This is a genomic window from Mesorhizobium sp. B2-8-1 (genome assembly GCF_006440955.1).
In the GTDB taxonomy this organism is placed as follows: domain Bacteria; phylum Pseudomonadota; class Alphaproteobacteria; order Rhizobiales; family Rhizobiaceae; genus Mesorhizobium.
This window is the reverse complement of sequence record NZ_VFTX01000001.1, coordinates 130,433-140,908: the sequence shown is the minus strand read 5'-3', so window position 1 is coordinate 140,908 and position 10,476 is coordinate 130,433. Positions and strand designations below refer to the sequence as shown.

Annotated in this window: 11 protein-coding genes; 10 read left to right on the top strand and 1 reads right to left on the bottom strand. The window is 62.9% G+C overall.

Features of this window, described 5'->3' with window-relative positions:
• The first annotated feature begins 1 nt into the window (after position 1).
• A complete protein-coding gene (locus FJ428_RS00715; RefSeq protein WP_140525130.1) occupies positions 2 to 1,042 on the top strand; it encodes a UDP-glucuronic acid decarboxylase family protein in 1,041 nt (346 codons plus the stop codon).
• 139 nt (positions 1,043 to 1,181) lie between these two features.
• Positions 1,182 to 1,367, top strand: coding sequence for a hypothetical protein (locus tag FJ428_RS00710; protein ID WP_140497402.1), 186 nt, complete (start codon positions 1,182 to 1,184; stop codon positions 1,365 to 1,367).
• A gap of 3 nt (positions 1,368 to 1,370) precedes the next feature.
• Here FJ428_RS00710 and FJ428_RS00705 read toward each other — a convergent pair whose 3' ends face one another.
• Entirely contained in the window at positions 1,371 to 2,810 is a 1,440-nt protein-coding gene (locus FJ428_RS00705) for a hypothetical protein (protein WP_224519078.1), read from the bottom strand.
• A 467-nt stretch (positions 2,811 to 3,277) separates the two neighbouring features.
• Between FJ428_RS00705 and FJ428_RS00700 the strand changes: the two genes are divergently transcribed.
• The 8 genes from FJ428_RS00700 to FJ428_RS00665 are packed head-to-tail and all read left to right on the top strand — an operon-like array spanning position 3,278 to position 10,474.
• Positions 3,278 to 4,381 carry an inositol-3-phosphate synthase gene (locus tag FJ428_RS00700; RefSeq protein ID WP_140515202.1) on the top strand — a complete coding sequence of 368 codons (1,104 nt, stop codon included), beginning with the start codon at positions 3,278 to 3,280 and terminating at the stop codon, positions 4,379 to 4,381.
• Positions 4,378 to 4,974, top strand: coding sequence for a histidine phosphatase family protein (locus tag FJ428_RS00695; RefSeq protein ID WP_140564422.1), 597 nt, complete (start codon positions 4,378 to 4,380; stop codon positions 4,972 to 4,974). The genes FJ428_RS00700 and FJ428_RS00695 overlap by 4 nt, the downstream gene beginning before the upstream one ends.
• 14 nt (positions 4,975 to 4,988) lie before the next feature.
• The gene (locus FJ428_RS00690; RefSeq protein WP_140878751.1) at positions 4,989 to 6,089 is read left to right on the top strand and encodes a glycosyltransferase; all 1,101 of its coding nucleotides are present in this window, start codon (positions 4,989 to 4,991) and stop codon (positions 6,087 to 6,089) included.
• On the top strand, positions 6,089 to 6,886 hold the full coding sequence (locus FJ428_RS00685; protein ID WP_140878750.1) for a sugar phosphate nucleotidyltransferase: 798 nt from the start codon (positions 6,089 to 6,091) through the stop codon (positions 6,884 to 6,886). The genes FJ428_RS00690 and FJ428_RS00685 overlap by 1 nt, the downstream gene beginning before the upstream one ends.
• 2 nt (positions 6,887 to 6,888) lie before the next feature.
• Entirely contained in the window at positions 6,889 to 7,650 is a 762-nt protein-coding gene (locus FJ428_RS00680; protein WP_140673587.1) for a TIGR04290 family methyltransferase, read from the top strand.
• Positions 7,643 to 8,569, top strand: coding sequence for a beta-xylosidase (locus FJ428_RS00675; protein WP_140497390.1), 927 nt, complete (start codon positions 7,643 to 7,645; stop codon positions 8,567 to 8,569). The genes FJ428_RS00680 and FJ428_RS00675 overlap by 8 nt, the downstream gene beginning before the upstream one ends.
• A 7-nt stretch (positions 8,570 to 8,576) precedes the next feature.
• Entirely contained in the window at positions 8,577 to 9,413 is an 837-nt protein-coding gene (locus tag FJ428_RS00670) for a PIG-L family deacetylase (RefSeq protein WP_140878749.1), read from the top strand.
• Positions 9,410 to 10,474: a glycosyltransferase family 4 protein gene (locus tag FJ428_RS00665; RefSeq protein WP_140525135.1), complete on the top strand. Its 1,065-nt coding sequence runs from the start codon at positions 9,410 to 9,412 to the stop codon at positions 10,472 to 10,474. Before FJ428_RS00670 ends, FJ428_RS00665 begins: the two co-directional genes overlap by 4 nt.
• The last annotated feature ends 2 nt before the right edge of the window (positions 10,475 to 10,476 follow it).

The following is a 10,476-nucleotide window of genomic DNA, read 5'->3' as shown; positions in this document are numbered from 1 at the left end:
GATGCGGCAAACAAGAAAAGCGCGAAGGGCGAAGACAGTGCTTGTCGCCGGCGGCGCGGGTTTCCTCGGCTCGCATCTTTGCGAAACGTTGTTCCGCAACGGCTGGCGTGTGATCTGCGTCGACAATTTCCTTACCGGCCGCATGGACAACATCGTCTCGATCATGGACCAGCCGCGCTTCCGGCTGATCGAGCAGGATATCTGCCGGCCGCTGAACCTCGGCGAGCCGGTCGATCGCGTTTTCAACCTGGCATGCGCTGCTTCGCCGCCGCGCTACCAGGCCGATCCGATACACACGACACGCACCTGCGTCATCGGAACGCTCAACCTGCTCGAACTCGCCGCCCGCAACAATGCGCGATTCCTGCAGGCGTCGACAAGTGAAGTTTATGGCGACCCGGAACAACATCCGCAACGGGAAGACTATGTTGGCCATGTGAACTTCACCGGCCCGCGCGCCTGCTACGACGAAGGCAAGCGCACCGCCGAAACGCTTTGCTTCGATTATCTGAGAGCAGCAAAAGCCGATATTCGCGTGGCTCGCATCTTCAATACCTACGGTCCCAGGATGGACCCCGCCGACGGCCGCATCGTCTCGAACCTGATCATGCAGGCGCTTGAGAAGCGCTCGATGACGATATTCGGTGATGGGTTGCAGACAAGGTCCTTCTGCTACGTCTCCGATCTGATCGAAGGTATGATGCGCCTGATGGATCTCGACCCCAATCCCGGAAAACCTGTCAACCTGGGCAATCCCGGAGAATTCACCATCATGCGACTGGCATCCATGGTGAGAGACATGACCGGAACCAAATCGGATCTGAAATTCCTGCCCTTGCCGCAAGACGATCCCCGCCGCAGGCAGCCCGACATCTCGCGTGCAAAGGCGCTGCTCGGCTGGACGCCGAAAGTGCCCCTCAGGCAAGGGCTGATGCAGACGATCGGATACTTCTCCAATCTCGAAACCAGCGAGATCGACGGCCGGATGACAGCTATTGCGACAAACGCAAGATCGGGCAGGTTGCAGGACCTTCCGGCCTGAGGCCAGGCCGCCGCAGCCACGTGTTCCGGCATGACCGCTTAAGCACGGTCATGCCTCCTGCCGCACTTTTGCGGATTGCGCGGAACATCCTGGCAAGCTCGGGGTTTGACGATGAGATCCCGCTATGGAGAACGGACCTGTGCAACCCAAACGATCCGCAAAGGATATCGAGCAGATTGCGGAAAGAGAGACGGCTGCCTTTCTGCGACGGGCCTCCATCACCTATCTCGAGTGCTGCGTCAGCCTGATGATGACGCATCTGCAGCGCGAGGAAGTGGCCACCATTCTCGAACGCGAAGCGGACATGCTGCGAAGACTGGACTGATCGTCACGGCCCGGACCTCTCCAGGAAGCGTAGCAGCCCTTTCTTGTACCGCGTTGCCGCAGCTACCAGCCTTGGCTTCTCCGGGCCATGCTCGGATCGGGCAGCAACGTTCCAGAGTCCCAATTGAAACGCCAGGTAGCAAGGTTCGAGATAGTCAATGAGGCCGGTATCGATATTGAGCCGCTCCCCGGCTTCCATGCGGTGGACCAACGTCGCTAGCTCGCTGTCGGAAAATCCATGTTCGACGCGAGCGCCGGCAATGTCCCATTCTATGGGCTGGCAGCCGATCAAATCATGCCCGCGGCAGTGATCGACGGCATCCGTCTTGATCAACATCCCGTCGGCAGAAACGAGAAACTCCCACGGGTGAAGCCTTCCGTCGATCTCGACCCGTGGCAGCGCTTGCGCAGGGGCACGCTTCGAGAACCAGTTCCGCAGCTCCGCCGCGCGCCGCTCACCCAGGGCTTCGGCGCCATTGTGGACGGCCATCTCAGCGAGTTCCGGCAATCTAGCACCCAGTTCCGGAGTTCTGAGATTGGCCGCACGCCAAGCGAGATAGCGTGCGAGCTCCGCGGCAAGCCTGTCTCTCGACAGGCTTGCCTGATCCATTGTCTTTCCCTCGATCCACCGTTCAACCAGAAAACCGTGACAAAGCCCGACGACCTGCGGTCCGAAGCCGGCTTCGTGCAGCATCTCCGCGGTTTGCATCTTGCGCTGCCCGGTTTGACCGAGGCCGGCAAATTTGACGAGCCACCGATCGCGTCCCGCGGACGCCAGGAATTTTCGCCGCTCGATGCCGCGTTGACTCGGCGGCCAGAGCCTCTCCTCGGCGTAGTGGAGGTTTCGCCACTCTCCAGCGGATATTTCGGTCAGGGCCAAGTGCGGGCTGCCGGCAGCCTCCGCCACCCAATCGCGCAGCGTCGGCATTTGCGCGCCGCCCGGGAAGGTGCGTTCGAAGGCCCGCGCCACATGTTTTCGGCAACCCGACCATGTCTCACGAACCTCCTTAGAGGCTTCGGCACCCGGGCCGCCGGAATGGCTCGGGAACAGGTGAATGCGATCCCTATCGATGCCCAGCCGCCGCAGCCATGCGACGACGGCGTGCATTGAACTGCCCGACAGGCCGGGGCCCTCGTCGACGACAGCGAAGCAAGCCGACGGCTTGCCCCTCCAGGCGCCGATCAATTCCGGATCGGCGTTGACATACCTGCGGAAAGGATGGCCGATCGGGCGCACGCTGATGGGTGCCGGCGCGTCGATCGCCGCGGCGACCAAGGCGGCAAGCCCGAGGCCAATGCTGCGGATGCCGATGACGCATGTATTCGAGTCGAGGCCTGATGCCCGCCCCGCGCCGAGATAGCTTTCAGGATAGAGCGCATAATGGGCGTATCCCTCGGCCGCGCCGGTAAGAACCTCGCCCCGGCAGTCGAGCGCGGCCAGCATATGCCTCAGCATGGGATCGACGGCGCCGGTCACTGTGAAGCCGCTTCGCCAGGACCTCGCCACTTCCGCCGCAAGGCCGACCAGCAGCTTGGCACCTTGCCGCTGCCTCGGCGAAGGGGTGTCCCCGCCGCGGGCCTCGAACTCGACATCGGCCAGTGCCTGGACCAGTTCCGAGACCTTGACGAACAACCCTACCAGCGCAGCGTGGCGTTGAATGCCGCAGGGCCTGCAATCGAGGCTTTCAGCCATTTCGCTTGCAGCCTCGCGAAGCTGTCGCGCGTCTTCCGTTCGTTTGTGGTCGCCGTAGACGATCATCCACCGATTCCAAGCTCGCCGTGCGCCAACGCGGCATGCGCGGCTTTGATCCATCCTGCCGCGCGCAATTTTTCCACATGCCAAGGAACATTCCGGCAAGCTGACGGTTCGGGCCCAGGAACTTACCTTGGACAGCACAGGACGGCAGTTTCGTGGGATCGAAGAAAGTTCGTGTCGGTATCGTCGGTGTAGGCAATTGCGCATCCTCCCTGGTGCAAGGCCTTTCCTATTACCGAGACGCAAAAGGCAACGAGCCGATCCCCGGGCTGATGCACGCCGATCTCGGCGGGTACCACGTCGATGACATCGAGGTCGTCTGTGCGTTCGACGTCGCCAAGGGCAAGGTCGGGTGCGACGTGGCCGAAGCGATCTACAGCGCCCCGAACAACACGTTCCGTTTTGCCGATGCGGTTGCAACCGGGGTTCGCGTGGAGCGTGGCCCCACGTTGGACGGCATCGGCAAATATCTGCGCACGGAAATCGAGGAAGCGCCGGAGCCGGTTGCCAATGTCAGCGAAATCCTGCGGAACAGCGGTGCCGATGTGCTCGTCTCGTACCTGCCGGTGGGGTCGGAGGAAGCGACGCGCTTTTATGCCGAATGCGCCCTCGAGGCCGGCTGCGCCTTCGTCAACTGCATACCGGTTTTCATCGCGTCACGGCCCGAATGGCGCCTGCGTTTCGAGGAACGCGGGCTGCCGCTGGTCGGCGACGATATCAAGAGCCAGGTCGGCGCGACAATCGTGCATCGGTTGCTGGCCAATCTCTTCCGCGAGCGCGGCGTCCGCATCGACCGCACTTATCAGTTGAACTTCGGCGGCAACACCGATTTCCTCAACATGCTGGAACGCGAGCGGCTGGAATCGAAGAAGATCTCGAAGACGCAGTCCGTGACCAGCCAGTTCGATGTTCCCCTGGAGCCGGGCAACATTCATGTCGGCCCCAGTGACCATGTGCCATGGCTCACCGATCGCAAATGGGCCTACATCCGGGTTGAAGGCACGACCTTCGGTGGAGTGCCGCTCAACGCCGAACTCAAGCTGGAAGTCTGGGATTCGCCCAATTCGGCCGGCGTGGTCATCGACGCCGTGCGCTGCGCCAAGCTGGCGCTTGACCGCGGCATCGCCGGCGCGCTGACCGGTCCGTGCAGCTATTTCATGAAGTCTCCGCCTGAGCAGTTCACCGATGCCGAAGCTCGGCAGCGCACGCTCGCATTCATCACAGGCAGGGACGAGCCTATGCTCGATGCCGCGGAATGACGACGACCTTCTTCCTGATCCGGCACGCGGCACACGACAATGTCGGCTCCTATCTGGCCGGACGGATGGGCGGAGTTCGCCTTGGCGAATCCGGCAGGGCTCAGGCGGCGCATCTTGGCCGCCGCATGGCCCGCGAGCCGATTGCCGCTATCTGGTGCAGCCCACGCGAGCGCACGCAGGAAACCGCCAAGCCGATCGCGACTGCCTGTAATGTCGGCGAAATCGCGATCTGCGCCGAACTCGACGAGATCGACTTCGGCATCTGGTCGGGAAAGACGTTCGAGGAGCTGAACGGCGATGCCGGCTGGCAGGCGTGGAACAGCCGGCGGCAGGAAGCAAGCACCCCAAGCGGCGAAACCATGCTGGATGTCCAACAGCGTATCGTCTCGCTGATGGATCAGGCTCGCGAGCGGCATCAGAATCAATGCGTCGCGCTGATCAGCCATGCCGACGTGATCAAGGCAGCCATCTGCCATGTGCTTGGTCTGCCCGTCGGCGACAGCTTTCGCTTCGATATCGACCCCGCTTCCGTCACGACGATCGTGTCTGGAGACTGGGGAGCAAAGCTCATCCGCCTGAACGAACTTGCCTGACGAGGACTTGCCGGATGCAGATGGTCATTTTCGGTCTCACCGTCACGTCCTCATGGGGAAACGGCCACGCCACCCTGTGGCGCGGGCTGATCCGGGCGCTGGCCCGGTACGGCTGGTCCATCACCTTTTTCGAGCGCAACACCCCCTACTATGCCGGTGCACGGGACCTCGACCAGCTGGACGGCGGCAACATCGTGCTCTACCCGGACTGGGAGGACATCCGGAGGGTCGCGGAGCAGACGATCAAGCAATCGGACGTCGTCATCGTTACCTCCTACTGCCCCGACGCCGTGGACGCTGCGCGCCTGGCGCAGCAGGCATGCCGCGGGCTGCGCGTCTTTTACGACTTGGACACTCCGATCACGCTGGCGCGCCTCGATCAAGGTGAACGCCCGCCCTATTTCGGGCCCGAGGGGCTTGCCGATTTCGATCTCGTCCTGAGTTACACGGGCGGCTCGGCAATCGATGCACTCAAGTCGGTTCTCGGTGCACGCCACGTGGTGCCGCTCTATGGCCATGTCGATCCCGACCAACACCGGCCGGCAGTACCTAGGCCGGAATTTGCGGGCGATCTGTCCTATCTCGGGACCTATGCGACAGATCGCCAGGCCGGCGTCGAGAAACTGCTGGTCCGTCCGGCCGCACTCCTGCCTGACCACCGCTTCATCATCGGCGGTGCACAATATCCACAGGAATTCCCGTGGAGCGACAACATCTTCTTCGTCAGGCATCTTCCGCCGGCAGATCATCCAGCCTTCTTTTCGTCGTCCCGCCTGACGCTGAATGTGACGCGCGAGGCGATGGCGCAAAAGGGGTGGTGCCCTTCGGGCCGGCTGTTCGAAGCAGCGGCATGCGGCGTACCGATCGTCACCGACACCTGGCCGGGCCTCAGCAGTTTCTTCGAACCCGGTAGCGAGATCCTGCTGGCGTACGACACAGACGACGTGATCGCGGCGCTCAAACTGCCATCGCACGAGCTCGATGCAATTCGAAGCCGTGCGCGTGAACGGGTTCTGGACGAACACACATCCACGCGGCGCGCGGCGGAACTGGATCGCATCCTGAACGAAGCCCTGCAGGGGTCGGCCGGCGAACCGATGAAGGAAGCAGTCTGATGTTGGGCATCGTGCCCGCTGCCGGACGCGGCAGCCGCATTCAACCGCTCGGCTTCTCGAAAGAGCTGCTGCCGGTCGGGAGCCGGATCGATGGACAGACGGAGCGCCCATGTGCCGTAAGCGAGTACCTGGTGCGGCGGATGGTGCGCGCCGGCGTCGACAAGGTCTGTTTCATCATCGGATCGGGTAAATCCGACATTCTCGAATACTATGCCGCGGGCTACGGAGCGGCGACCGCTCTGTTCGTGGTACAACCCAACCCCGTTGGCCTTTGCGACGCCATCTTCCGGGCAGCACCCCTCGTCGCACCGGACGAGACGGTGTTGATCGGGCTTCCCGATACGATCTGGTTTCCCGAAGACGGCTTCTGCCGTCTGCCGGACGACCGGCTGTCATTCCTGCTCTTCCCGGTGGATCGGCCGGAATTCTTCGATGCCGTGGTTCTCGACGAGGAGGGCCGGGTGCGGGAAATCCAGGTCAAGCGGCAGGACGCGGCGACGAACTGGATATGGGGCGCGTTCAAGATGCCGGGCCATGTCCTGCACCAGCTCGCGGCACTCTGGCGCGAGCGGGATTGCTATGACGAATATATCGGCACGTTGATCAACGCCTACCTGACGGCGGGCGGTCAGGCGTATGGGGCGAAGGCAGGGGCCGCCTACGTCGATGTCGGCACTTTCAACGGTTATCGCGCGGCCCTTCGGCTGCTCGACGACGATGCTGCGTCCAAACAGCACCGGCCCACGATGATCGCGCCTACGGCACATTCGCATGCCGTTCCGGGCGAAGGAGCTTAGCCATGCTGCATTCCCATGCTGAAATCCAACGCCGTATCGATGCCCTCGGCCCATGGTTCCACAACATGGAACTGGCCGGCGTCGAAACTGCTCCGGACCATTTTCTCGGTAACTACCCGCTGGTCAAATGGCGCAAGTTCGCCTATGCCATTCCAGCCGACCTGTCCGGCAAGTCCGTGCTCGATATCGGCTGCAATGCCGGTTTCTATGCCATCGAAATGAAACGGCGCGGCGCCGGTCGCGTCCTCGGCATCGATTTCGACGAGGCCTATCTGGCACAGGCGCGCTTTGCCGCCGAGATCGCGGACTGCGACATCGAGTTCCAGAAGCTTTCGGTTTATGACGTCGGCGCCCTGCGCGAGACATTCGACATCGTGCTGTTCATGGGGGTTCTTTACCACCTGCGCCATCCCCTGCTCGCGCTCGACCTGATCCGCGGGCATGTCGCCGGCGACCTGATGATCTTCCAGTCCATGCAACGCGGCAGCGCCGATCTGCCTGCGCTTGAGCAGAATTATCATTTCTGGACGCACGACCTGTTCGAGCGGCCGGAATTTCCGAAACTGCATTTCATCGAACATCGATATGCCGACGATCCGACCAATTGGTGGATTCCCAACCGCGCCTGCACCGAAGCGATGTTGCGCAGCGCCGGCTTCGAGATTTTTTTGCACCCCGAGCAGGAGGTTTATTTTTGCCGTTCCGCCGGCGATCCGGCCGGCGGCGGCGCCGTCTACCCGTCGAAAGGACAGATCCATGATTGAAGCCGCGATGATCTGGAACGAGCCCAACAACAAATCGCATTGGGATCCCGAGCTCGACCCCGATTGGAGCCGCTTCGCCGCCATGGCAATGTTGTCGGCGGATGCGATAGCGTCCGAGAACCCGGCCCTGACCAAGGTGCTCGGCGGCATCTCTCCGATCGACCCCGGCTTCGTCACGCGCATGAAGGAACTCAGATTGCTGGACCACGTCGATGCCGTCGCGGTGCATGGCTTTCCGCTCGACTGGAACCTGTGGCAGATCCAGGAATGGCCACAGAAGATCGGTGAGATCGCGGCCGTCACCGATCTCCCGATCTGGGTCAGCGAAGTTGGCGTATCGACCTTCGGCGCCGACGAGATCCAGGTCTGGGGCCTCAGGCGCACCGCTGAATTGCTGCTCGGCAACGCTCCGCGCATCCAGTGGTACAGCCTTTATGATCTTCCGCGCGAATGGGAAGCAACAACGCGCCATCGCGAAGCGGAAGGCTCCTCCTACTATCGTCACTTCCATATGGGGCTGCTGCGCCAGGACGGCACGCCAAAACCGGCACTGGAGGAATTCCTGCGCCATACGCCCGAGATGGGGCTGGTGCAGTGGTTTCATTTCGAGGACCCGCGGCTGGACGACGCCGTCGCCTGGATGAAGCGGCTCGGGGTCACCAATATGCGGACCGGACTTTCCTGGGCCGACAGTTTCAGGCCGAATGCATTGAACTGGTTCGACCGACAGATGGAAGCGCTCGCCGATTTCGACGTGACCGTCACCTTCTGCTTCACGCCAGAGCATCGCGGGATGATGCCTCACCACACCAGTCCGCCGCTGGTGCCGGAGGAATTCGCCGAATTCTGTGCAACCATGATCCGCCGCTACGCGCCCGGCGTGGCTTCCACGTCGAAGCGGCGAGCCTCGGCAGCGTGAGGCTCCCATGCATCAACCATCGGCAACCCTGGGCGAATTCGCGGCCCTGTTGACGGGCAGTGACGCAGCACATGGCTCCGCCCTCATGGTCGTCGTCGCGCATCCGGACGACGAGACAATCGGCATCGGCGGGCATCTTGCCGGACTGCGGTCATGCCGCATCGTCCATGTCACGGACGGAGCACCACGCGATCTTGCCGACGCGCAAGCGCATGGTTTCGAGACATGGCAGGACTATGCCGATGCCCGCCGTGCGGAACTGACGGAAGCCTTGGCCGCGGCCGGCATATCGCCATCGGGCCTGACCGCTCTTGGCTATCCCGACAAGGAGGCTGCGGCGAATCTCGTGGCGCTCGCGCAGGAACTCGCCTGCCTTGTTTGCGAACCCGACATCCGCTTCGTCTGCACACATCCTTTCGAGGGAGGCCATCCCGACCACGACGCGACCGCTTTTGCCGTTCACGCGGCCTGCCATCTTCTGCGCCGTGACCGCCGGCCCGTGCCCACCATCATCGAAATGGCCTTTTATTCGGCTGGCCCGGACGGCCCGGTATTTCAGGATTTCGCCAGCGGCACCGGCAGTGATTGCATAGAGGTCTGCCTGACCGAAGCGGCCTTTCAGCAAAAGCAGCGCATGCTGGCCAGCCACCTGACGCAGCAGCGGACGCTGGCGCCGTTCTCGACCCACACCGAGCGTTTCCGGCTGGCGCCGACCTATGATTTCCTGAAGCTGCCCAACGATGGCAGGCTCTACTATGAATCGCTGCCGCTGGGTTTCGAGCCCGGCACCTGGCTGCATGCAAGCGCCCGTGCTCACGAGGCGCTCCGGCTCGACCAGCCATGACGCTCACAGTGCTCAATGTTGCCTATCCTCTCGCGCCGGTGGGACCGAACGCCGTTGGCGGCGCCGAGCAGGTGCTGTCAATGCTCGATCAGGCCCTGACCCGCGCCGGTCACCGGTCCATCGTCATCGGCTGCCAGGGTTCCAGTGCAAGCGGCATTCTGGTGGAAACGCCCGCCGAAGCCGGCGTGCTCGACCAGTCAGCAAAAAACCGGGCACAGGAGTCCCATCGCGCCGCGATCGCCGCTGCCCGCGCCCAATGGCCGATCGACGTGGTTCACCTGCATGGCATCGACTTCGACGCCTACCTGCCTGCCGACGGTCCGACCCTGGTGACGCTTCACCTGCCGCTCGACTGGTACCCGGCCGGGGCGCTGCGCCCAGGGCGCGACGATCTCTGGCTTCACGCCGTCTCGTCAGCCCAGCAAAGAACCGCACCGCCGGACGCAAGCTTGGTTGCCCCGATCCCGAATGGTGTCGATATCGACGCGCTGAACCAGCCGCGGCCCAGGGGCGACTTCGCCGTCGTGCTCAGCCGCATCTGCCCGGAAAAGGGCATACACCTGGCATTGGATGCCGCCAGGCAGGCTGATGTGCCGCTGGTCATCGGCGGGCGGGTCTATCCTTACGAGACGCATACCCAGTACTTTCGCGATGAGGTCGAACCTCGCCTCGATCGTCGGCGCTGCTTCCTCGGTCCGCTCGGCTTCGCCGCCAAGCGGCGCTTGCTCAATGCAGCACGCTGCCTGGTCGTTCCGAGCCTCGCCGCCGAGACCAGTTCGCTGGTCGCGATGGAAGCACTCGCCTGCGGCACACCGGTGATCGCCTTTCCAAATGGTGCGCTTCCCGAAGTGGTCGAGCACGGCAAGACCGGCTTTATCGTCAACAATGTCGACGAGATGGCGCAAGCAATTGTCGCGGCACCCAGCCTTGATGCCGAGACGTGCCGAAGCGAGGCGCGCCGGCGGTTTTCGCTCGAGCGCATGGTCTCGTCCTACATGAGCGCCTATCTGGCGCTGGCCCGGCTCGGCGCCGACCGCAGGCGTCTCGCCGCGGTGCGGTGAAA

Excerpts from the sequence above, each read along its gene's own strand:
- FJ428_RS00705 (WP_224519078.1), bottom strand. The coding sequence starts at position 2,810 with ATGCTGGCCGCGCTCGACTGCCGGGGCGAGGTTCTTACCGGCGCGGCC.
- FJ428_RS00715 (WP_140525130.1), top strand. The coding sequence starts at position 2 with ATGCGGCAAACAAGAAAAGCGCGAAGGGCGAAGACAGTGCTTGTCGCC.
- FJ428_RS00680 (WP_140673587.1), top strand. The coding sequence starts at position 6,889 with ATGCTGCATTCCCATGCTGAAATCCAACGCCGTATCGATGCCCTCGGC.
- FJ428_RS00695 (WP_140564422.1), top strand. The coding sequence starts at position 4,378 with ATGACGACGACCTTCTTCCTGATCCGGCACGCGGCACACGACAATGTC.
- FJ428_RS00665 (WP_140525135.1), top strand. The coding sequence starts at position 9,410 with ATGACGCTCACAGTGCTCAATGTTGCCTATCCTCTCGCGCCGGTGGGA.
- FJ428_RS00690 (WP_140878751.1), top strand. The coding sequence starts at position 4,989 with ATGCAGATGGTCATTTTCGGTCTCACCGTCACGTCCTCATGGGGAAAC.
- FJ428_RS00670 (WP_140878749.1), top strand. The coding sequence starts at position 8,577 with ATGCATCAACCATCGGCAACCCTGGGCGAATTCGCGGCCCTGTTGACG.
- FJ428_RS00675 (WP_140497390.1), top strand. The coding sequence starts at position 7,643 with ATGATTGAAGCCGCGATGATCTGGAACGAGCCCAACAACAAATCGCAT.
- FJ428_RS00685 (WP_140878750.1), top strand. The coding sequence starts at position 6,089 with ATGTTGGGCATCGTGCCCGCTGCCGGACGCGGCAGCCGCATTCAACCG.